19 protein-coding genes are annotated in these 22,654 nt (G+C 42.9%); 13 read left to right on the top strand and 6 right to left on the bottom strand.

Annotation, left to right across the window (positions count from 1 at the left end):
- Positions 1-97: 97 nt before the first annotated feature.
- Both L2730_RS16450 and L2730_RS16445 read left to right on the top strand, forming a co-directional pair.
- Entirely contained in the window at positions 98-517 is a 420-nt protein-coding gene (locus L2730_RS16450; protein ID WP_248975590.1) for an FAD synthase family protein, read from the top strand.
- On the top strand, positions 518-1,588 hold the full coding sequence (locus tag L2730_RS16445; RefSeq protein WP_248975589.1) for an iron-containing alcohol dehydrogenase: 1,071 nt from the start codon (positions 518-520) through the stop codon (positions 1,586-1,588).
- Here L2730_RS16445 and L2730_RS16440 read toward each other — a convergent pair.
- Complete coding sequence (locus L2730_RS16440) at positions 1,585-2,643, bottom strand: CDP-glycerol glycerophosphotransferase family protein (protein ID WP_248975588.1); 1,059 nt, start codon at positions 2,641-2,643, stop codon at positions 1,585-1,587. The two genes, L2730_RS16445 and L2730_RS16440, sit on opposite strands and share 4 nt — an antisense overlap.
- Positions 2,644-2,872: 229 nt before the next feature.
- Between L2730_RS16440 and L2730_RS16435 the strand changes: the two genes are divergently transcribed.
- Positions 2,873-3,994: a glycosyltransferase family 9 protein gene (locus tag L2730_RS16435; RefSeq protein WP_248975587.1), complete on the top strand. Its 1,122-nt coding sequence runs from the start codon at positions 2,873-2,875 to the stop codon at positions 3,992-3,994.
- 69 nt (positions 3,995-4,063) lie between these two features.
- Here L2730_RS16435 and L2730_RS16430 read toward each other — a convergent pair whose 3' ends face one another.
- On the bottom strand, positions 4,064-5,143 hold the full coding sequence (locus tag L2730_RS16430) for a hypothetical protein (protein ID WP_248975586.1): 1,080 nt from the start codon (positions 5,141-5,143) through the stop codon (positions 4,064-4,066).
- A gap of 243 nt (positions 5,144-5,386) precedes the next feature.
- Here L2730_RS16430 and L2730_RS16425 point away from each other — a divergent pair, with 243 nt between their 5' ends.
- A complete protein-coding gene (locus L2730_RS16425; protein ID WP_248975585.1) occupies positions 5,387-6,583 on the top strand; it encodes a hypothetical protein in 1,197 nt (398 codons plus the stop codon).
- Between the two features lie 3 nt (positions 6,584-6,586).
- On the opposite strand, the gene L2730_RS16420 is transcribed toward L2730_RS16425, so the two are convergent.
- Positions 6,587-7,537, bottom strand: coding sequence for a glycosyltransferase family 9 protein (locus L2730_RS16420; RefSeq protein WP_248975670.1), 951 nt, complete (start codon positions 7,535-7,537; stop codon positions 6,587-6,589).
- Positions 7,538-7,744: 207 nt separating this feature from the next.
- On the opposite strand from L2730_RS16420, the gene L2730_RS16415 reads away from it, so the two are divergent.
- Positions 7,745-8,479 carry a 3-deoxy-D-manno-octulosonic acid kinase gene (locus L2730_RS16415; protein WP_248975584.1) on the top strand — a complete coding sequence of 245 codons (735 nt, stop codon included), beginning with the start codon at positions 7,745-7,747 and terminating at the stop codon, positions 8,477-8,479.
- A gap of 44 nt (positions 8,480-8,523) precedes the next feature.
- On the opposite strand, the gene waaA is transcribed toward L2730_RS16415, so the two are convergent.
- Entirely contained in the window at positions 8,524-9,807 is a 1,284-nt protein-coding gene (waaA, locus tag L2730_RS16410; protein ID WP_248975583.1) for a lipid IV(A) 3-deoxy-D-manno-octulosonic acid transferase, read from the bottom strand.
- Positions 9,808-9,991: 184 nt separating this feature from the next.
- Here waaA and L2730_RS16405 point away from each other — a divergent pair, with 184 nt between their 5' ends.
- From L2730_RS16405 to L2730_RS16380, 6 genes are all read left to right on the top strand, one after another.
- Positions 9,992-10,651, top strand: coding sequence for a TetR/AcrR family transcriptional regulator (locus L2730_RS16405; RefSeq protein WP_248975582.1), 660 nt, complete (start codon positions 9,992-9,994; stop codon positions 10,649-10,651).
- A 358-nt stretch (positions 10,652-11,009) separates the two neighbouring features.
- Positions 11,010-12,206 (top strand): glycine C-acetyltransferase, encoded by a 1,197-nt coding sequence (locus L2730_RS16400; protein WP_248975581.1) that lies wholly within the window; start codon positions 11,010-11,012, stop codon positions 12,204-12,206.
- An 87-nt stretch (positions 12,207-12,293) separates the two neighbouring features.
- Positions 12,294-13,319: an L-threonine 3-dehydrogenase gene (tdh, locus tag L2730_RS16395; RefSeq protein WP_248975580.1), complete on the top strand. Its 1,026-nt coding sequence runs from the start codon at positions 12,294-12,296 to the stop codon at positions 13,317-13,319.
- A gap of 86 nt (positions 13,320-13,405) precedes the next feature.
- Positions 13,406-13,714 carry a thiosulfate sulfurtransferase GlpE gene (gene glpE / locus L2730_RS16390; protein ID WP_248975579.1) on the top strand — a complete coding sequence of 103 codons (309 nt, stop codon included), beginning with the start codon at positions 13,406-13,408 and terminating at the stop codon, positions 13,712-13,714.
- A gap of 33 nt (positions 13,715-13,747) precedes the next feature.
- Positions 13,748-14,587 carry a rhomboid family intramembrane serine protease GlpG gene (gene glpG / locus L2730_RS16385; protein WP_248975578.1) on the top strand — a complete coding sequence of 280 codons (840 nt, stop codon included), beginning with the start codon at positions 13,748-13,750 and terminating at the stop codon, positions 14,585-14,587.
- A 142-nt stretch (positions 14,588-14,729) separates the two neighbouring features.
- Positions 14,730-15,734, top strand: coding sequence for a glycosyltransferase family 9 protein (locus tag L2730_RS16380; protein WP_248975577.1), 1,005 nt, complete (start codon positions 14,730-14,732; stop codon positions 15,732-15,734).
- A gap of 56 nt (positions 15,735-15,790) precedes the next feature.
- On the opposite strand, the gene elbB is transcribed toward L2730_RS16380, so the two are convergent.
- A complete protein-coding gene (elbB, locus tag L2730_RS16375; protein WP_248975576.1) occupies positions 15,791-16,447 on the bottom strand; it encodes an isoprenoid biosynthesis glyoxalase ElbB in 657 nt (218 codons plus the stop codon).
- A 386-nt stretch (positions 16,448-16,833) separates the two neighbouring features.
- Between elbB and polA the strand changes: the two genes are divergently transcribed.
- Positions 16,834-19,584: a DNA polymerase I gene (polA, locus tag L2730_RS16370; RefSeq protein ID WP_248975575.1), complete on the top strand. Its 2,751-nt coding sequence runs from the start codon at positions 16,834-16,836 to the stop codon at positions 19,582-19,584.
- Between the two features lie 715 nt (positions 19,585-20,299).
- Here polA and yihA read toward each other — a convergent pair.
- Positions 20,300-20,974 (bottom strand): ribosome biogenesis GTP-binding protein YihA/YsxC, encoded by a 675-nt coding sequence (yihA, locus tag L2730_RS16365; protein WP_248975574.1) that lies wholly within the window; start codon positions 20,972-20,974, stop codon positions 20,300-20,302.
- Positions 20,975-21,143: 169 nt separating this feature from the next.
- Between yihA and L2730_RS16360 the strand changes: the two genes are divergently transcribed.
- Positions 21,144-21,764 (top strand): c-type cytochrome, encoded by a 621-nt coding sequence (locus L2730_RS16360; protein WP_248975573.1) that lies wholly within the window; start codon positions 21,144-21,146, stop codon positions 21,762-21,764.
- Positions 21,765-22,654: the final 890 nt, after the last annotated feature.

Genomic DNA, 22,654 nt, shown 5'->3' with positions numbered 1-22,654 from the left:
GGTTATAGCCAAGAGTTAACAATTTCCCCCTTACATTAATATTCAGCTAGAAATGGCCAGTATTATCCTGGCCATTTATATAGATACACGGTGTATTATGTCCAAAAAAGTTTTAGTTGTAGGTGTTTTCGACTTATTCCACAGAGGCCATGTAGAGTTTCTCAAAAAAGCAGCCACTTTTGGTGATGAATTGATCATTTTGATCAATGGTGATGAGATGACTGAAAAGTATAAGCGTCGTCCGATATACTCAGAACAAGACAGAGCTGCAATATTGCTCTCAATGACTTGCGTTTCTATAGTGGAAATAACCAACAGTTTTGATGTGAAGCCATACCTAGAAAAACATAACATTGATGTCATCGTGCACGGTGATGATTGGGAGCATAGCTCTTACTTGGCACAGATCCGTTGTACTGAAGAATACTTATTACAACACGATATTGAAATCGCCTATACAGAATATCACTCCTCTGTCAGTACTAGCGCATTGCTGAAACGCATTAAGGAATCCTAATTGCTAAATTCAATTGGAAAGCTCAGTACACGCCAACTAGAATTTCCTGCTCAGCTTGTTGTAAGTTCAAATGCCATCTCTAAATCTAGTGATTTATTTCAGGAGCTTATTGCTGAAAAAACCCTTATCGCACTAGACGATGGTGTTCGACAACTTGCAGAAAAATCTCTGGGTCTGCTTGAGCATCCAAATTGTATAGTACATGCAGTGAAAGCTGCTGATTACAGTAGCATCAGTGAAATTGATATCTTATGTGCTCAGCAGCAAGTCCAAACCATTATTGCATTTGGTGGTGGTAAAGTTTTAGATGTATGCAAACGGCTGGCAACCCTAAGAAAAATTAGGTTAGTTGTTATTCCTACAGCATTATCCAGCGATTGTATATCCTCTCCAGTTGCCGTCATTTTCGACGACAATGGCAAGAAATTAAGCTTACCTGCTGCAATTCCTAACTTCATTCTTGTTGATATCGATATATGCTCGCAAGCGCCACTAAGACTGACTCAAGCGGGAGTCGGGGATCTGCTTTCGAATTATAGCGCTCTGTTAGACATGGAGTACGCTAAAGAACAGATTGAAATAGATGGCTTCTCTTTTCTGTTAGCCAAGTCTGCAGCAAATGAAATTCTCTATATGGAGGAGAAACCTCTCAATACACCTACAGTCATTAAGCAGCTAGCTGAAGGATTAATATTATCAGGTTTAGCCATGGGGTTCTCAGGAGATTCACGTCCATGTTCTGGTGCAGAGCACTTAATCAGTCATGCGCTTGACTATCTGCAGTTAGGGAATGGTTTACACGGTGAGCAAGTCGCTTTGGGTACTAAGTACTGTCATTATCTAAGGCAACAGTTACACCTAAAAACCCTCCCCCCTCAAGTTATCGCAACCTTAGATGGTTTCAATATTAACAGTTCACCTGCGGCATTAGGGATAAGTAAAACTGAGTTTTTCGAAGCGCTAAAAGTAGCCCCTACAATGCGTAAAGGCCGTATAACATTTTTGGAGAGGCTCGAACATATTCCGTTAGCTACACTAGAAAAAGCTTATGATCTAGCGTTTACGGATTAACTTAATAGGAAATCGACAATTCGCTTGCTACACTGACCATCAACTTTACCCGCTAATTCATATGTATATTGAGCACGCTGCTTAGCGAATGATGTAGGCTCCGCAATCTGTTGATCGACAGCAGCTTTAAGTTTTTTGTAGGTTTTTGCATGCTTAGCCACTGCGGCATATCGATATAGGTCTTCATCCATTCGCTGGTTAAAGCGAAATTTGAAGATCCCACGATAGCTCCAACGCAAGTGATAAAAATCACACCAAACAACAGGTTTATCTAGCGCGGCAAACTCAAACAATGCTGAAGAAGCATCACTAATCAGCAGGTCTGCACTAGCCATAAATGGTAGTAAGTTAGTCTGCTCTGCAGTAGCAAGGTACGCATTGTCAAAGGAAGCCCAGTGCAATAAGAGCTTTTTCTGTTTTTTATAAGCGGGTTTACTTAAGGAAAAGTAATGCGGTTTCAATAAGATATTATATTCAGCAAATTCGGCTGGCCAGTTGGTGGCCATCTTTTCGATACTGCTAGGGTAGAAAGTCGGAGCATAGAGCAGCGTTGGCTTAGCAGGATCCAAACCTAGTTTTTCAAGGTCTATTCCAGCTTCAACTCCTTGCACAATAGGATCGAGCTTGGCATATCCAGTATCGATAAACAGCTTGTCTGGAAACATTGATTGCAGCCGATTTAAGCGGTATTCACCTTCCACAAAACGTACATCAAAGTCTGAATCTGACACTGTGTAATATACCGATTTTGGCCCGATACCATGCTGCATGAGCGCTGTACCGCAAACTCCTTTGAGCTTTTTATCACCATCAAACGTGTTACCAAACACCACCCACTTAGGCTTTTGCTCTAAATAATACGCTAATGCTTGCTCTTGATTATCTACCCAAGTGACAGAGAGCTGATATTCCTCAACTAAGGCATCTAGTGCAGCTTGCTGCTCATCACTACGATAGATGACAAAATGAACAAGCTCCCCCCGTGCTTGCAATTCATGCATCACAGGTAAGTATTGCGGTAAATAGTATGGATGCAGCGCGTCAAAGCAAATCAAAAGTAAGCCTTCAGTTTAAGGTCGTATTACGGCCGTAAAGCACGGTTCAATTATAACAATAATACCATATTCCAATATTGAAACTATATCAGTAGCGCCTTCAGCGCCAGTAATTGAGGACTAGATTCATAAAAAGCTCATGTTTATCTCTAATATCAACTTGGATCTTTTTCAAAGCCAGCGAATTCAAGGTATGCTTAGCCGACTAAAAATAGGAACACTTATCAATATGGCTATCATCACTTCTGATCAATTAGCGCAATGCCAGCGCATGTTATTCATGTCACCCGTTGCTTTAGGGGATTTTCTTTATTTAAAGACTTTTCTTGTCGCTTTGAAGCAACAGCACCCACATATAACATTAGATATTTGGTTAGATGATAATCGCTGTAATAGTGATGAGTGGCGCTTGTCGCGCAGTAAAATACTGCAGCAATGGATGGAGGCGGAAGGGGCTTTCAACCTTACCTATGGCTGCACCGATTCACCACAAGCGATGCAGGTCAACACTGAAAAAGCCAAACAACAAAACTACGACATCATCTTTTGTCATACCGTAAGTAAAAGCCGACAATACTCCCAGCTAGCGCGAGATATTTCCCCTACGGCCTTTATTGTCTCCAGCATACCGAAAAAGGCTTCTTTCGGGCTTTTAAATTCTTGGTTTTTTCGCCATTCTAATGCAACATTTGTCCTTGAAGAAACTTCATTACCAGCAACTCACCATATTACCGATCGCTATCAGCTGATTTTCAACACAGTGACGGGACTATCCGTAGCTGCCACAGATATCATGCCGAACATGGTTATTCCTGAAACCATTCTACCTGTGACAACTGATTGGCTAGAACATCATTTCAATGACCCACAAAGACAAGGGAAGTTACTGTTCGTTAATCACCTTTCTACCAATGTAAAAAAAGACTGGCCTATCAGTTACCTTTTTGAGTTAATTGAGAAAATAGCTAAAGTAGATAATAGTCAGCGCTTTATTATTAATACCACTCCTGAAAGTTATCCAGAAGTATCCCGCGAGACTCAAGCGTTTACAGCAAAGACGGGACTACAAGTTGTGGTGTTTACCGTAGACAAACACTTTTTTGAGTTGCCTTCGCTAATTGCAAGAGCGGATTTCGTTATTACTGTTGATACCGCGATTCTGCATTTTGCTTTTGCAGCTCAGCGACCACTGCTCGCCATGATGCGTCAGAAAAAGCCTTACTGGGCTCCGCCAGAATCAGCTACATCTCATGTTATGTATGCTACACAAGGCAAAGGACATATTGCCGATATCGCAGTAGCGCAAGTTTACGACAAGTACATACAGATGAATGGAGCAACGGATAGTTAAAGGGCGCTAAGATCGAAAAAGGAGAGCACTTGCTCTCCTTTTTATTAATACCAATCTCATTTAGTTTTGTTAGCTTACAACGCTCTGCTCGCTCATCAAGTCAGTAATCACTTCCATTGCTACATCTAAGCCGTTGGTCGATTCACATTGCATCAAAGCATGGTCTAACTGCTGGGCACTCCCAGCTTGAATAAGATCAAGCAGTCTTGAAGCCATCTCATCAGCTGTCACACGACTACTCACCGTCAGCCCCCTGTCTTGGCACACTCTAACTCTATAATTCTGATCTTTAGCCACTGCCGCCGATACCGTCGGTTTTTTCAGCGCTATCGCCTGTAAAAGTGTATCTCCACCACTTAGCACTGCAGCTTTCGAAGCATCCAGAAGATCCATAAAATCAGCATGAATCAATTCTTTAATATTAATGACACCTTCATACTCTGGCATTGCCTTAGGGTAACTAGGACCGAAAATCACCACGCATGGTATTTTTGTTGCTTGATAAATACTTGCGGCGGCCATAGCAAATTCCTCAATACAATAGCCCTGGCCATTTTTGTGTCCACCAGAACCTGCATTAAACAATATAAAATTATTTGCGACTAAACTTAGTTTCTTAAGTAACTCTGATTGCCTATCCGCAACAGGGCTTGCAAACACCGAACCGATAATAGTCGGCTCAGGTTTGTTAATCAGCTTAAGTTTTAGCCTATCAAACGGGTTAATAGTGCCGATAATGAACTCAGGTTGCACCACCCAATGGCTATCAGTGACACGCGCTCGTAGTAGCTTCATTCCTCTACTGCGCTTGCGTTTATGCTGACTAATAAATATCACCTTGGCACCCATTTTATTAGCATGCACCAATTGTGAGCGACGACCAGATGCATCAAAAATAACAAAATCTGGTGTGAAAAAAGAGATGAAGTCATTTACCGCTTTAATATTTTTTGTCGGCGTATCATCTAAAAGTGCCACAGGATAAGGACATGTGAATGCATAGGGTGCCTGACGACTTATAATAAATTGGATATTAGCATCAGGCCAACGTTGCTTAACTTCGTTGGCGATGATTAAAGAGCGCATATATTCGCCCATGCCTTCTGATGAAGACACAGGAACAAATAGGAATTTTGGGGACAGCGACATATAAGCACCCTTAAAAATACAACAAGCAAAACAACACAGTGCTAACGTTGTTAAATCTTGTTTGATAGCCTTTAATAATAACATGTTGACCAACAAATCGGAGACTTGATAACCCTAGCTGCCAAATTAATTTTTGTTCTATACAAACAACTGTGCTTGATCTCGTTATCACAATGTCTTTATTGCTCGTTAAATACCCCTCACCTATAATCTAATCATCACCAGCGCGAATAAAGTTAACCTGTGGCATCTTCATCTTCAAATGCTCAACAATCACCCTATGTTCTCGAGATCTATATAGATAAAGCAACCCTGCCAAGCGTGCAGCAGGCAGCGATGATCGCTCACAATCAAAGTCAAAATCCAAAACTTATTTGCTGGCAACGGCATCCAGTTAACAACGAAGCCTTATTGAAAGGTATCAATGCCACATCCTTTGCTAGCATTGCTTCACTATGCCAACATGCAACTAAATTATTGGCAGGTCATCCTCACAGCTATATCACCATTTACGGCAACACCTATTGGAGCAAAGATCTTGCTAGGCTCATTAGGTGCCTGACTAGAATCTCTGGGGTTGAAATTAAAAAGCTTGAATTGATTGATGATGGCTCTTCGGAATACCAGAAGATGTTTAATTGGCAACGTTTAAGTTTCGATGAGCAAACTCGCGATCTAGCTACTGGTCTGCAAAACCTAAAAAGTTATCTTAGTGGAAGTGATAATAAACTATTAAGACTACTGACTGGCCACTCGAACAAGCTACCAAGACGTATCTCAAGCTTCATGAATTGGCACCAACTATTTCCCACTACCTACCATATGTTACGTATGGACTACTTGGATAAGCCTGAACTCCATCAATTGAAGCAATACCTTGCTAACAATACTCAGCAAATCCGTTGGAATTATATAGCAGACAATTTATTTGATGATGAGCAACAATCGCTTTTCTATCAATTGTTAGGGATCTCGCTGGCAGAACAGAATCAGTTAAAAACAGGCAGACAACAGCAGCATGATTTTATGTTCATAGGTGTCGATTCCAGCAATGCGAGCAGTGAGCTGCAAATAAATGTAATTGCAGATTCTCGTCAAGAATCAGGGGTTATTCCTACAATTACGGCTAAGAAGATGTTATTTAAAGGCCACCCTTTTGCCGATTTTAATCAAACAATTGTAAATGCACATCAAATGGGCGAGATGCCAGCGATGATCCCATTTGAAACGCTTATCATGACCGGTAATTTACCGCAAAAAGTGGGGGGAATGGCAAGTTCGCTCTACTTTTCCCTGCCAAAAAATTATCACATTGAATATATTGTTTTTACCGGTTCAAAACAGGATCTGGAAGAGCATGCACTACTACAAATCATGCTTTATTTAAAAGTGATAAGCCCTGAAAGAGTTTACTTTTCAGAGCAGTTTAAACCCGACTAAAAATTAGCTCTTCAAACGGTCAAACTGCTCAATGACTGCAGCAAGCTCAATCTGCTGCATTAACTGCTCGCCTTTAGCTCTAACGCCCCAAGGCACATCATTGCCTTTTTGCTCTCGAATAATGGTGTCGTAAACACTCACCACACTATCTTGTGATAAATACGGCCCTGTTCGCCCTGGGTTAGAATGGGCATATAGACCAATAACTGGCGTACCTTGAGTCACTGCCATATGGGCAGGGCCAGTATCAGGTGCCAGTACTATACTGGCTTGCTTTAACAGTGCTAACAGTTGCAACAATGATGTTTTGCAAACCTGATCTTCAAGCTCTGACTGAGCAAAACCTTGTATAGCTTCGGCCAGTTTTTTCTCCAATGCTGTCGGTCCGCCACACAACATCACTCGATAGCCACAGGCCACAGCGTGATCAGCCACAGCGGCATAACGCTCTGGCAGCCAATTACGCTCGGCTTTACTTGCTGCAGCGCATATAACCAAAACCGGACTTCCGCTTGGGATCAAACTTTCAGCAAACTCTGTATCAGCAGCAAGAACCGGGATGTTCCAACTTAAACGGGTATCCGTAACGCCAACGGCCTTAGCAAACCCCATAAAGCCATCAAGTACATGGGGGGTTGCTTGTGGCTCTATGCGGCGGTTAGTCACCAACCATTGCCCCTCTTTGGCGCGGAATCTGTCAAAACCAATACGCACCTTAGCTGATATAGCAAGGGATGCGATGGTCGCTCTAAGCGCTATTTGCATATGCAGTAGCACATCAAACTGCTGCCCTTTAAGCGCTCGTTTTAAATTAATGTAACTGCGCCAGCCTTGTGACTTATCGAAAATTACAAATTCCACTCCAGGAAGGTGTTTTAACAGTTGATATTCAATTTTGCCTAATACCCAAGTAATTTTGAGCTGTGGATAACGTCGTTGAATCGATTGCACCATAGCAACCGCATGGCATACGTCGCCAATAGCCGACAGTCTGAGTAGACACAAAGAGTTAGCATTGGTTAAATCCAACGTATTTACTTGCGATTCAGTAGGGAGATTCGGGGTCGTTAAGCTCATAGGACTCGAAGGTTATTTGGCGTAATCCACCGATCTTAATGTAGAATGGCTGCAGGTTCCACGCTTTAGCGTACAATTCTATCTATGAAGTTTAAAAAAACAGCCACTGGCAGCATCGCTTATTGCGAACATACCTCTGAACATATCAAAACTACTTGGTTTAGTGTGGATTTCTGGCGTGCACGCGAAGCGGTAACAGGCTCATCTAAAGGCCGTTATACAACTTGGTTTGTCGATGCCAGTATTGAACAAAAAAACGCTCAACAATGGGTGTTACGTCACTATTATCGTGGCGGCTTAATAGAAAAGGTCAGCCGTGATAAGTACCTATTTACAGGTTTAACACGTACCCGAGCAGTGGCGGAACTGGCGTTACTAGAAACCCTTTATGATCAGGGCTTCCCCGTTCCTAAACCTATCGCTGCAAATGTCGAGCGAAGCGGCCTTTACTACCGCGCTGATTTAATCATCGAGCGAGTAGAAGGCGCCGAAGATCTCGTGGCAAGATTAAGTAAAACAGCAATGACTACCGAGCAGTGGCAAGCTTTAGGTCGATGCATTGCCCGCTTCCATAATCACGGGGTGTACCACGCCGATCTCAATGCAAAAAATATTCTAATTGCAGATGAACAGTTCTATTTAATCGATTTTGATCGCGGCGAGTTAAGAACAGCAAAAGCTGACTGGCAAAAAGCCAACATGGATCGCTTACTGCGCTCCTTTAGAAAAGAGTTAGCCAAACTACCAACACTTTGCTTTAGCGAGGCAAATTGGCAACAGCTGCACGCTGCATATAGCACAGCGCTCACTAAAAAATAAGCCACACTTTGTTACCCGCTGTTATTCCAGCGGGATAGCCGGATTTAGCTCTTCTCGCTAGGTTTCACTTTCAACATTAAATCCACCAATGCAAACTGCTTATCCAATGCACCTCGATTTTGCAGCATAACTTGCTTACCCGCTTCACTTGCCGCCTGATAGGCGAGCTTGTCATTAAACATTGAAATGAGAACCTGAGCTAACGTATCACTAGAGTCAACAACCTGTAACGCCCCTTCCCGCTGCAATAATTCAGTGATCTCATTAAAGTCCCAATGATGTGGTCCCACAAATACCGGCAACCCCACAGCGGCGGGCTCTAATGGGTTATGGCCACCATTTTCGATCAAGGTGCCACCAACAAATGCTTGGTCTGCTGCAGCATATAGCGTGAGTAACTCGCCCATTGTATCGCCAACGACAACTTGAGTTTGCGCAGTGACCTCATCATTTATACTGCGCCTAACCACCAGCATTCCTGCCGCTTTGACCACGGCCACCGCCGCATCAAACTGCTCAGGGTGACGTGGTACGAGTACCATTAACGCGGTTGGATATTGTTGTAGCACTCGTTGATGAGCTTGGATCATAATCTCGAACTCACCAGGGTGCACCGAGCCTGCCACCCAGATAGGACGTTGCAGTGCATTCCAGCTTTCTCGCATCAACTGAGCGGCATCGATGCGTGTTTGCTCAATATTGAGATCAAATTTCAAACTACCGCATACAGTTATGTTATCGGTCGCAACACCAAGAGCGATAAATCGTTCGGCAGCTTGCTCTGACTGAGCCGCTATTGCATCCAAACTCTGTAGCATGGGTAGATTCAAACCTGGACGCTTGTGATAATCATTAGCGGACTTTTGCGATAAGCGAGCATTTGCCAACAAGACTTTAGCGCCACTGTGCTTAAGATAGTGAATGAGGTTAGGCCACAACTCTGTTTCCATAATGATGCAATACTTAGGCGCGATTTGATTGATAAAACGTTTACTGCACCAAGCAAGATCGAATGGCAGATAACAGTGCTGCACTTGACCTGAAAATGCTCGAAGTACTTCTCTCGATCCCGTTGGGCTGGTTGTAGTGACAGTGATAGATAGATCTGGGTAAGCTGCTTGAATTTTTTTTATCAGTGGAATAGCTGCTAAGGTTTCCCCCATAGAAACACAATGCAGTAACAGATCCGTTTGCTCTAATCCTTTAATACCAAAGCGTTCATTCCATCTAAGACGATAATCAGGGCTTTTAAAACCACGTACAAATAAGTAAACCATCAGCAATGGCGAGATAAGATAAAGCAAAGCAGAATAGAGGCTACGATTCATGAATTTTTTTACTTTCGTGAGTTTTGCTTGAAGAATTGCATCAATGCTAACATGATAGTCACAACTTAACGTAGATGCCTAACCGCGAATATGTCGAGTTGCGCGAGCATTTTTTATCGCCAAGCCTAGTGAGTCTTACCATTAAAGGCGGCAATTTCTTGGATATTAAGCATTTAGGATGAATATGAAGACCCGTGACAAAATCGTACAAGCCAGCTTAGAACTATTTAACCAGCATGGCGAAAGAACAATCACAACCAATCATATTGCAGCCCACCTAAATATTAGCCCAGGGAACCTCTATTACCATTTCCGTAATAAAGAAGACATCATTCGCTCTATATTTAGCCTCTATGAGCAACATTTAGAATCAGGCTTCCAGCCTTATGTCGACAAAGAGGTCGATGTTGATCTTCTAGTCGGTTACTTTGATGCTATGTTTTACACCCTGTGGCAATTCCGTTTTATGTACGCCAATCTCGCTGATATCCTCAGCCGAGATGAAGCATTAAAAAATCGATATCTACAAGCCCAGCAGGACGTACTTGCACGCTCAAGTAGCGTGCTTATCAAGCTGACACAAGATGGTTTTTTAAAAATTGAAGAAGATGATATTGCGCCGCTAGCAGATACCATAAAAATGTTGGTGAGCTTTTGGATAAGCTATAAATTAACGCAAACGCAGTCTTGTATTGGTTCAATCACTAAAGAATCACTCTATGAGGGATTACTGCGAGTGATCATGATATTTAAAGCCTATTCAACTCCAGAGTCTGCAGCTACCTTTGAAAGGCTAGAAGAGTATTATACCTCTATGGCAAGTGGTGCTGAAACTGCAGCTTAGACAAGGTTCAACAAGGCGTTTGCTAAATGCCTTGTTGAAAGCAGTGCTAAGAGCTCACAATTTAAAATCTTAGTCAGTAGACCAACTTTCAATCGTTTTAGTTAATCACTCATTGAGTAAAATTCTTATTTGATACTTAAGCAACTATTTCCAGGCAATAGATATTGTCCTCAACAGCAAAAACATCAACCCAAAAAATACAAACCTTTAATTAGTTTAACTAATCCGAAACATCCTGCAGGCCTAATCAGGCTTATCAGGAGGATGTTGCGCAAAAAAATGCTGTAGAGCTGGGCTTTTTAAGGTTAAAATGCCGCCACTCCAATAATCAAAACAATACTAGTTAAGGAGAATTCAGGTGGCAAAGACCTCATTCTACGACCAAATAAATCAACAGCTTGCCGATGTAAAAGCGGAAGGCCTTTATAAGAGCGAGCGCGTAATTGTTTCTCCTCAACAGACTGCAATTGAAGTCAATGGCGACGAAGTTATTAACTTTTGTGCCAACAACTATTTGGGTTTAGCGAATCACCCAGAGCTAATCAAGGCAGCACAAGGCGGACTTGATGCCCATGGTTTCGGTATGGCGTCAGTGCGATTCATCTGCGGCACCCAAGATATCCATAAAACATTAGAAGCAAGCCTAAGTTCATTTCTTGGCATGGAAGACACCATTCTTTACTCTTCATGCTTCGATGCCAACGCAGGGCTGTTTGAAACACTATTAGGTGCAGAAGACGCTATCGTCTCTGACGCACTAAATCACGCCTCTATTATTGATGGTGTGCGTTTATGTAAAGCAAAACGCTTCCGCTATGCTAACAACGATATGGCTGATCTTGAAATCCAGCTTAAAGCAGCAAAAGAAGCCGGTGCACGCAATATCTTGATCGCTACCGACGGCGTATTCTCTATGGATGGCGTAATCGCTAACCTTAAAGGTGTGTGTGATCTTGCAGACAAGTACGACGCGCTAGTGATGGTTGATGACTCTCACGCAGTAGGCTTTGTAGGCCAAGAGGGGCGTGGTACTCATGAATTCTGTGAGGTTATGGATCGCGTTGATATTATTACAGGCACATTAGGTAAGGCGCTTGGCGGTGCTTCCGGTGGATTCACTTCTGCGAAGAAAGAAGTGGTCGATTGGTTACGTCAACGCTCTCGTCCGTACCTTTTCTCTAACTCTTTGGCACCTTCAATCGTTACAGCATCTATTCATGTTTTAGAAATGCTTAAAGATGGCCAAGAGTTACGTGAAGCGGTATGGGAAAACAGCCGTTACTTCCGTGAGCAGATGTCAGCAGCAGGTTTCACCCTTGGTGGTGCAGATCATGCCATCATTCCAGTCATGATCGGCGATGCTAAACTGGCCGGTGACTTTGCCAACCGCCTGCTAGCTGAGAACATCTATGTGATTGGTTTCTCCTTCCCTGTGGTACCAAAAGGTCAAGCGCGTATCCGAACACAAATGTCAGCAGCGCATACTAAGCCGCAAATTGACAAAGCTATTGAAGCCTTTACCCGTATCGCGAAAGAGATGGGAATTATCAGCTAGAATTAAACCAATTGGGCTACACAATGTTGTAGCCCTTTTTGTATCAATTAAAAGGTTAACAATAGTTGGCCTGGCATAGGTTATAAGATGAAAGCGCTTAGCAAACTAAAGCCTGAAGAAGGCATCTGGATGGTTGACGCCCCAAAACCTGAAATGGGCCACAACGATCTGCTGATTAAGATCCGTAAAACCGCCATCTGTGGCACTGACGTGCATATCTACAACTGGGACGAATGGTCGCAAAACACCATCCCAGTGCCTATGGTGGTTGGCCATGAGTATGTGGGTGAAGTTGTCGATATGGGCCAAGAGGTTCGCGGCTTCACTATTGGTGACCGAGTATCAGGCGAAGGGCATATTACCTGTGGTCATTGCCGTAACTGTCGTGGTGGTCGTACTCATTTATGCCGTAACACATCTGGTGTTGGGGTTAACCGTGAAGGCGCATTCGCTGAATATTTAGTGATCCCTGCCTTTAACGCATTTAAGATCCCAGATGATATCTCTGATGATTTAGCTTCTATTTTTGACCCATTTGGCAATGCTGTTCATACCGCATTATCATTTGATCTTGTCGGTGAAGACGTGCTGATTACTGGTGCCGGTCCAATTGGCATTATGGCTGCAGCAGTTTGTCGTCATGTAGGTGCGCGTCATGTGGTGATCACTGACGTCAACGAATATCGTCTCGAGCTAGCTGAGAAAATGGGCGCCACTCGTGCGGTCAACGTTGCCAAGGAAAGCTTGGAAGACGTCATGAGCGAACTTGGCATGACTGAAGGCTTCGATGTAGGTCTTGAGATGTCGGGTGTGCCAGCAGCATTCCATTCAATGCTCGATACTATGAACCATGGTGGTAAAGTCGCTATGCTAGGTATTCCCGGCGGCGAAATGGCGATTGACTGGAGTAAAGTTATCTTTAAAGGGTTAATCATCAAAGGTATTTATGGCCGTGAGATGTTTGAGACTTGGTACAAAATGGCGAGCTTGATCCAATCAGGTTTAGATATCTCACCGATTATCACTCATCACTACAAGATAGATGACTTCCAACAAGGTTTTGATGCCATGCGCTCAGGACAATCTGGAAAAGTGATCCTAAACTGGGATTAAATTGTATTTGGGGGCTAGCCGCATTGCTAGCCCCTATTTGTCTCTAAGCAACCGCTACTCACACATTCGATTAATGCAGGTTTTCTATGTCAGCGTTTCAACACTTAAGTGTCAATCAACTCATCCACATGCAAGAGGCCGCAGCCGATTTGCAAATCGTCGATATTAGAGATGCCGCCAGCTTTGAAGCAGGACATATCGACAGCTCTTTTAACCTAAGTAATGAAAACATCAGCCATTTTATTGCCCAAGCCGATATGGATCAGCCTTTGATTGTTGTCTGCTATCACGGTATTAGCAGCCAAAGCGCTGCAACCTACCTAAATGAGCAAGGTTTTGATAATGTTTATAGCTTAGATGGCGGATATAGCGCTTGGCATCAAGCTAACATGTAATACTCGTTTCATTAATGACAGCAGGAGAGATCGATGATTGAGATAGGCAGCTTACCCAATGGCAGAGCAGCGCAAGCACTCATCGACTATCTCAAAGGGCAGAACATCACCTGCAGTATTATGCCCGCCGAACAAGGAGTGATGCTGGTACTACACGATGAAACTCAACTATCTCGAGTTCAACAAGAATATCATGCGTTTCTTAGCAACCCTTATGACGAGAAGTATCTCGCCGCGTCATGGGAAAATGGCAGCACCCAGACCCAACTAGACTACGGTAATCCTGCTCTGCAGTTAGTCACGCAATTTATCACTGGAGCTGGTCCACTCACTTTGCTGGTGTTTTTTAGTTGCCTAGTAATATATGCAGCCATGAATCTCGGCTTTGCAAACCCCATTTTTGAAAGTTTATCCTTCTTTGGCGCTACCTCACCTGCCTCACTCAGTGAATTCTGGCGACTATTCACCCCAAGCCTTATCCATTTTTCAGCGATGCACATCATCTTTAACCTATTATGGTGGTGGTACTTAGGCGGTAAGATCGAGAATAAAATAGGCTTTAAACCGCTATTTATACTGCTATTAGTCGGTGGTACATTACCGAATATATTGCAGTACTTTATGGCTGGACCAAATTTCGGTGGGCTATCTGGAGTGGTATACGCCGTAGTCGGCTACACCTGGATAATGGGAGTTAAGCGTCCCGAATCAGGCATTGGGCTACCACCTGCTTACATCGGTTTTATGTTGTTATGGCTTGTTTTTGGCTTTACCGATATGTTCGGCCTTTCTATTGCCAATGGTGCACACTTGGGTGGATTATTAGTCGGTGTTCTGCAAGGCTTTATCGACAGCCGGAAAAAGTACGTTTAACCACAGTAGCTACGCTACTAAATGACCAACATGTAGCCTTTTGGCAGCTAAACCTCGCAGAGGCCCTACAAACCCATAGACTCAATTGTCATCTTATGGGCAAACATGTATAACTGATTTTATTTTATTAAGGTTTCCATCCATGAAGCGGATATTGATTGTCAGAGTCGATAAGCTGGGTGATTTTTGTCATTCATTACCAGCAATATCGTTGTTAAAGCGTTCAATGCCCGACGCTCAGATCGATGTCATCGTTTCCCCTTTGATCCACTCATTGGCGAGTCAGTTCGACTTTATAGATAACCTACTTATTTATAAAAAAGATGATCCGAACCTCGTAGAGCTAATCAAAGCTAACCGCTACGATGCCGCCATTGTGATGCATAGTCATAAAGATATGACCAAAGTCATTAAAGCCGCAGGCATTCCCTATCGACTAGGCCAACGTAGAAAGTGGTTCCAATACTTATATACCCATAGAGCGCCACTTAATCGCAGTGCATGTTTAAAACCTGAATGGCGCTACTGTACAGATCATATTGAGTACTTTTTATGCCAACAATATATTCCCCCGGCAGACATCAAATGGCGCTTATGGGATGTCAGCGAGGAAAAAGCTCAATGGCAGCAGTTCTACGGTAAAACGGCTAATGAGAAGCTTATCTTTATTCATCCAGGTAGCGGTGGATCTGAAGGTTCACTGTCTCCAGCGCAATTTGCCACCATGGCTGATGTTATCGCTAAAGAGTCAGGCGTCGAAGTTAAATTTGTCGTCACATTTGGGCCGACTGAAGAGCCTTTAGCTGCCAGTGTAGTCGAATTAATAACGGCTGATGGGCATGATGCAATCATGGCTAAGCCGATAAAAGATATCGGCGAATTCTCTCGTTCGTTAGTCGCTGCAGATATGATGATTGCAGGCTCAACGGGTCCACTGCATGTGGCAAGCCTGCACAATGCCATTACGCTAGGTTTCTACCCTCATGGTTCGAGGGATGACAAGATACGCTGGCAAACATTGAGTGATGACTATAAGCGATTATCTTTTTCTCCCCCTATGGGCGAGAAAACAGGAGAAGACCTTTCACTGATTGATGCTAAGTATGTTGGTAGCCAAGCAGCATTGAAGCTTAAAAAGCTAAGCTAAGACTCTCACTCGTTGCATTTTAAAGGTGCCCGTTTAGGGCACCTTTTTCTCGTCACTTACTTAGCCATTAATAGCACTTGCCTAACCAGCTTCTCAATACCACTATGAGCTTCAATAATACTACCAGCAAGCATATAAGCTGGGGTGCTCACCACTTTATTGATCTCATCAATCACGATATCGTCTACTGCAGCAACTTGATGGCAGCCCCCTTGCAGCTCAAATGCCGCAGCAGTATCACTATCGGAGCCAATAGTGCCCTTTACGCCTGCCTCATAACATTGCGGGATCATCACTGGCGATATGCAAATAAAGCCAACAGGCTTACTCGCTTGGGTAAATTGGCTAATAAACTGTTTTACACTCGGATCGATAATATGATCCGCCCCCGCCAAAGCAAAATTACAAAGATTCTTCGCTGCGCCAAAGCCACCAGGGATAATCAATGCGTCAAATTCGCTAATAGCTAAATCTGTAACCGGCTTAATATCGCCGCGAGCAACTCTGGCTGATTCGATCAATACATTACGACTATCAGTTTCATCCACTTCTCCAGTTAAATGATTAACCACATGTAACTGCGGGATATCAGGTGCGAAGCACTGGTAACATGCACCAGCACGGGCGATCTCTAACAAAGTTAAAACAGACTCATGTAGCTCCGTGCCATCGAAGACGCCACTACCACTTAAAAGAACTGCGACTTTTTTCATTAAAATCTCCATTTATATATCATATTGTTTTAACAAAATTGCAATAAAGCGCTTGATCAGATTAATTATCGTGCTAAGTTATCACTGCACTTTATCAAACGGTGAATATTTGACCAAGGAATAGGTTTATAAAACGAATAAAAATAAAAAGTCCACATTTATAGTTTAATTACTCAAAATTGCACCCACTTCACACAATTAGAATTTATCACTAAAATTCAACAACTTATCATGCGCCCATTTTATAGCTAAAAATAAGTAAATTTTGGTTTTGCAGTTCCATGCACAGAGTTATCCACAGGCTCATCATTATTTATCCGTAGCTGAAACAGCGCTGATATGGCATGCTATCGCCATCATCGAAACGCGATAAATGAATACCTATTATGCCAAAAATTGCCGACAACCCTTTAGTCCTTGTGGATGGATCCTCTTACCTTTACCGCGCCTATTATGCTCCGCCACATTTGACTAACTCTAAAGGTGAAGCAACTGGTGCCGTATATGGCGTGATAAACATGCTTCGCAGTCTGCTAAATCAATATAAACCTAGCCAAATGGCAGTTGTATTTGATGCAAAAGGCAAGACATTCCGTAACGACATGTACTCAGAGTATAAGGCGCAGCGTCCACCAATGCCTGATGATCTGCGTGGCCAGATTGCGCCACTGCATCAAATCATTAAGGCCCTCGGTTTACCACTAGTGTGTATTCCAGGTGTCGAAGCTGATGACGTCATAGGTACCATTGCCACCCAAGCCAGCAAAGAGGGACGTGCTGTACTCATTAGCACCGGTGATAAAGATATGGCGCAGTTAGTTGACGAGAATGTCACCTTAATTAATACCATGACTAACACTGTGATGGGCCCTGCTGAAGTTACCGAAAAATTTGGAGTAGGCCCAGAGCTTATCATTGACCTGCTAGCATTGCAGGGAGATAAAGCCGACAACATACCTGGTCTACCAGGTGTCGGTGAAAAAACGGCGCTAGCGATGTTGCTCGGAGTAGGCGGCGTCGATAATATTCTCGCTGCACCGGAAAAAATGCCAGCGCTAGGTTTTCGTGGCTCGAAAACCATGCCAGCAAAAATCGCTGAGCACGGCGATATGCTTAAACTGAGTTATGAGCTCGCCACCATTAAGCTTGATGTAGAACTTGAGCAAGATTGGCGCACCATGGATATTGAACCAGCCAATAAAGATGAGCTAGTTAAATGCTATGGCGAAATGGAGTTTAAGCGTTGGTTAGCGGAGGTACTAGATAACAAATCCACCGCCACCGCAAATGAAGACCACGATGAAGCCGTCGTTAAGCAAGATATTGAAGCCAAGTACGACACTATTTTATCTGTTGAGCAACTCGACAGCTGGATTGCAACACTTAGCAAAGCAGAGCTCATTGCCATTGATACTGAGACCACAAGTCTCAACTACATGGAAGCTGAACTGGTTGGGATATCATTTGCAGTAGAAGTGGGCAAAGCTGCCTACCTGCCCTTGTCTCATGACTACGTAGATGCGCCAGAGCAACTTGATAAAGCATTGGTTTTTGAGAAACTAACACCATTGTTAGAAAATGAGGCAATTAAAAAGGTTGGTCAAAACCTTAAATACGACATCAGCATTTTTGCTAATGCGGGCATTGAGCTTAAAGGTGTACAGTTCGATACTATGCTTGAGTCCTATGTATTTAACTCTGTCGCATCAAAACACAATATGGATGACTTGGCGCTTAAATATCTTGGCCACAAAAATATCAGCTTTGAAGAGATTGCTGGTAAAGGGGCCAAACAGCTCACTTTCAATCAGATCCCGCTGGAAACTGCAGCGCCTTATGCGGCTGAAGACGCAGATATCACCCTAAGACTACATCAACACTTGTGGCCTCGATTAGAGAAGCTGCCGGAACTTGCCAGTGTATTTACCGATATAGAACTACCATTGATCGATATACTGTCAACAATTGAGCGTCAGGGCGTCCTCATCGATAGCATGCTGCTAGGCCAGCAAAGCGAAGAGCTGGCGCGTAAAATTGATGATCTTCAATCAAAAGCCCATGAGATTGCAGGTCAGCCATTTAATCTTGCATCGCCAAAACAGCTACAAGAGCTATTTTTCGAGAAGCTCGGTTACCCAATTATCAAGAAAACCCCAAAAGGCGCTCCTTCAACCGCTGAAGAGGTTTTGGTTGAATTGGCGCTAGATTATCCATTGCCGAAAATCATTCTGGAGCATCGCAGTCTTGCCAAGCTAAAAAGCACATATACTGACAAGCTCCCCTTAATGGTCAATGCCAAGTCAGGGCGAGTTCATACCAGCTACCACCAAGCGAATGCTGCTACAGGGCGCTTGTCTTCTAGTGAGCCGAACCTGCAGAACATCCCTATTAGAACCGAAGAGGGTCGCCGTATTCGCCATGCGTTTATCGCCCCTGAAGGCAGAAAAATCCTCGCAGCCGATTACTCGCAAATCGAACTAAGGATCATGGCGCACCTATCGCAAGATAAAGGTCTGCTAACCGCTTTTGCTGAAGGTAAAGATATTCATAAAGCGACAGCAGCAGAGGTATTTGATGTGGATTTCAGTGAGGTCACTAGCGATCAACGTCGCCGTGCAAAAGCTGTCAACTTCGGTCTAATCTATGGTATGTCGGCCTTTGGATTAGCCAAACAATTAGATATCCCTCGCGCAGAAGCACAACGTTATATCGATACCTACTTTAAACGCTACCCAGGTGTGCTCAATTACATGGAAGAGACTCGCGCTATTGCCACTGATCTCGGCTATGTATCGACTCTATTTGGACGCCGATTGTATTTACCTGCGATTAAAGATCGCAACGCAATGCGCAGGCAAGCTGCCGAACGCGCAGCGATCAACGCACCTATGCAGGGCACAGCTGCCGATATAATTAAAAAAGCAATGATTAACGTCGCTAAATGGATTGAGACCGAAACAAACGGTGAAATCACCATGATCATGCAGGTACACGATGAATTGGTATTTGAAGTTGATGCTGATAAAGCTGACAGTTTGCAAGTTAAGGTTTGTGAGTTAATGGCCGCAGCTGCAACACTTGATGTAGAACTGCTTGCTGAAGCCGGCATTGGTGACAACTGGGAGCAGGCGCACTAAATTGATGGTGACTGGTTAGAGATGATCAAATCTCGCCTAATCAATTATATAAAATGAAGCCTCATAGAGCTGATTACTATCAATCAGCTCTATTAATCTAAACCTGCCAACCTGACCCCGATAGCCCCTTTGTGAAAACGGCTAGTCAGTTCAGCCACTGAACAGAAAATCCATAATCTATCTCGCTAATCAACTGTTCAATTTAAAAGCAACGCAAGCATATGTTTTTAAATCAGTAATATGAAATATACTGATCAAAACATGTATTTTTATTGAACGATTCTTGAGATCGGCGTCACATTATTGTGTGTTTTTTACAAAAACTGTTTTTCATAATACGGTTAATAGGGTAATATTCTCTGCGTAGGGTACAGAGGTTAAGATGTTCTATCTTTCAGACCTTTTTTTAAATTCGCTGATTTGAAGTGAATTGCCAAATTATGGCGCCCCAGCAGATCTAATCTGCTGGGGCTTTTTTTCGTCTTAAATAAAATTTAGAGTAAATACTTTAATTCGGTAAAAAAAACAGTTATGCTGTGTTCATTAAGCACTATCAACATAGTTTGGTAGGTCTTGAGTCTTGTTGAATTTAGCTTCTCCCCAAAAGAGCTAATTTACGCCGATGGTTTATTCCGTCGGTTTTTTTTTGGCTAAAAAAAACGCCCCTGTCATTAGGAGCGTTATTCATACCAGCCGTCTTACAGTGTCGAGATGACTACTTATCAGATTCTATTTGCGCTTCAATCGCTTCTGCAGTCAGCTGCTCTTGCAACCATTGCGGCTTACACCACTGGTCAAGAATGCCCAATACCTTGCCTTTGCCAATCCCTTTCAATGAAGAAAAGGCTTCTACTTTCACTGCATCATCAAAGTTACTCAGCTTTTTGCGCACTTCATTAACCATTTTCATTCTGGCACTTTGACCCAACTTATCAGCCTTAGTTAATAGTGCTAAAACGGGAATGTCACTTTCAACTGCCCACTCAATCATCTGCATATCAAGATCTTTCAGTGGATGACGAATATCCATCAATACTACAACGCCACTTAAACATTCACGCTTAAGTAAGTATTCACCTAGCGCTTGCTGCCACTTCTTTTTAAGTGCCAATGGAACTTGAGCAAAACCATAACCCGGCAAATCCACCAAGCGGCGATGTTTGTCTAGTTTAAACACGTTAATCAACTGCGTTCGACCAGGCGTTTTACTGGTACGGGCGATTTTTTGCTCTGTTAATAAATTTAACGCACTAGATTTACCCGCGTTCGAACGACCCGCAAAGGCTATCTCCACCCCAACGTCACCTGGGAGGTATTCATTTAAGTGCGCAATGTCCGGCGCACTAATTAAAAACTCTGCTTTACGGAAATCGATACGAGATTCACTCACAATTAACTCCAAAATTTTCTCAACTAACTCTGTTAAATATCGAAGAGTTGCTTACATTTTCACAATTTCGTGTAAAATATTACCCCGATCACATAAAATACATTTTATCACGCTTGCGGGTCTTCCTAGTAAGCTCAGGACAAATATTTTAATAAGAAGTTGGAACGCCATGAAAAAGTTAGCTCTTGCGCTGTCTGTTTTAGCCACAATGTCTTCACCTGTAATGGCCGAAGGTAATGCTGAAGCAGGAAAAACCAAAGCCGTTGTTTGTTCTGCTTGTCACGGTGTTGACGGCAACAGCATGATAGACATGTACCCCAAACTTGCTGGTCAGCAAACGACCTATATCGAAAAGCAACTACATGATTTCCGCAGCGCGGCTAAGTCAGGTGGCAAAGAAGGCCGTGCAGACCCAATCATGGGCGGCATGGCTATGATGCTTAGCGACGAAGATATCTCTGATATCGCTGCATTCTATGCAAGCCAAACCAAACAAGTTATCGAAGTTAAAGACGTTCCTGCTTTAGGTGAACAACTTTACAAAGGCGGTGACTCTGCTCGTGGCATCACAGCATGTATTGCTTGTCACGGACCTGAAGGTAAAGGTTCTGAAGCTGCAGGATTCCCTGATGTTAGCGGACAGCACGCTAATTACATCAAGATCCAGCTAAATAAGTTTCACGATACAAATCGTAACAACGACTTAAATGGCATGATGCAAGATATTGCGAAGAAGCTAAATGCTGACGATATGGACGCATTATCTAAATATATATCAAGCCTTAAGTAAATATTAGTTAATACTAAAAGGACAGCGATGCTGTCCTTTTTTATTTCACTTACTTAACGTTTACGTAAACTACCGATAAAAACTTACTTGACAGTGATCACAGATTTCGGTTTAATGAGCCCCGTACCGAGATGAACCCAACTGTTAGTACAAAAATTATTTAATAATAACTTTCAGATTTTGGTATTTTTACATTTAAGATATAAGAATAAATTAACAAAATAATAATAATATTATTGAGACCACTCACTAAAAATAATAAGAGTAGAGATTTCAGTTTGAAGTCCCGGTCGTAAGAATTTTAGTAAGGATTTGGTTAGGAAGGCCAAAGCGCTATTTAGCATTTACCCTTACATTCAGAGAAACGCGCACCAATAGGAGAATGTTTGTAGGATACAAACATTGGCATAGGAAGCTAATTGCTTTGGATGCACTCGCTGGAAGCTTGTTATCACTGGAAGATACTTAGATACACCTAACAAGGATGGTTACTTAGGCGTCATTGATAGACGATAGGATTGTGATGTGTCATGAAGACCATCTACGGAAGCTGTGGTCAGGAAGACAACAGGACTAAAAATAAAGTGTCGGGAAGACCATAAACTAAAATAATTGCACGGAAAGCAATAAAAATAAGACGGATATTGACCGGGATAGTCACTAGCAAGTATGGATACTTGAAATAAGAATTGGTGCTAATTGCACTTTTATAGGCGACAGTTTATCTGTCGCCTTTTTTATTGCCTAAAATACTCCAATCTTTATACTGGTTTATCCTCATACCAATTGCATTAAAAGTTTGACCATTCAGCGGGAATTCAAAACGCTGTAGGCAAGTAGTGGAATTTGAGCTAATAGTTATTCTCGGCTCTGGCATCCTGCTTCGCTCT

It is taken from the genome of Shewanella kaireitica (genome assembly GCF_023284045.1).
GTDB lineage: Bacteria > Pseudomonadota > Gammaproteobacteria > Enterobacterales > Shewanellaceae > Shewanella > Shewanella kaireitica.
Note: the sequence above shows the minus strand (reverse complement) of the source record. Positions and strands in the feature narration are given on the sequence as shown.

Coding starts and splice junctions, on each gene's coding strand:
- L2730_RS16450 (WP_248975590.1), top strand. CDS start 98: ATGTCCAAAAAAGTTTTAGTTGTAGGTGTTTTCGACTTATTCCACAGA.
- L2730_RS16435 (WP_248975587.1), top strand. CDS start 2,873: ATGGCTATCATCACTTCTGATCAATTAGCGCAATGCCAGCGCATGTTA.
- L2730_RS16430 (WP_248975586.1), bottom strand. CDS start 5,143: ATGTCGCTGTCCCCAAAATTCCTATTTGTTCCTGTGTCTTCATCAGAA.
- L2730_RS16420 (WP_248975670.1), bottom strand. CDS start 7,537: ATGGTGCAATCGATTCAACGACGTTATCCACAGCTCAAAATTACTTGG.
- L2730_RS16415 (WP_248975584.1), top strand. CDS start 7,745: ATGAAGTTTAAAAAAACAGCCACTGGCAGCATCGCTTATTGCGAACAT.
- waaA (WP_248975583.1), bottom strand. CDS start 9,807: ATGAATCGTAGCCTCTATTCTGCTTTGCTTTATCTTATCTCGCCATTG.
- L2730_RS16405 (WP_248975582.1), top strand. CDS start 9,992: ATGAAGACCCGTGACAAAATCGTACAAGCCAGCTTAGAACTATTTAAC.
- tdh (WP_248975580.1), top strand. CDS start 12,294: ATGAAAGCGCTTAGCAAACTAAAGCCTGAAGAAGGCATCTGGATGGTT.
- glpE (WP_248975579.1), top strand. CDS start 13,406: ATGTCAGCGTTTCAACACTTAAGTGTCAATCAACTCATCCACATGCAA.
- glpG (WP_248975578.1), top strand. CDS start 13,748: ATGATTGAGATAGGCAGCTTACCCAATGGCAGAGCAGCGCAAGCACTC.
- L2730_RS16380 (WP_248975577.1), top strand. CDS start 14,730: ATGAAGCGGATATTGATTGTCAGAGTCGATAAGCTGGGTGATTTTTGT.
- elbB (WP_248975576.1), bottom strand. CDS start 16,447: ATGAAAAAAGTCGCAGTTCTTTTAAGTGGTAGTGGCGTCTTCGATGGC.
- polA (WP_248975575.1), top strand. CDS start 16,834: ATGCCAAAAATTGCCGACAACCCTTTAGTCCTTGTGGATGGATCCTCT.
- L2730_RS16360 (WP_248975573.1), top strand. CDS start 21,144: ATGAAAAAGTTAGCTCTTGCGCTGTCTGTTTTAGCCACAATGTCTTCA.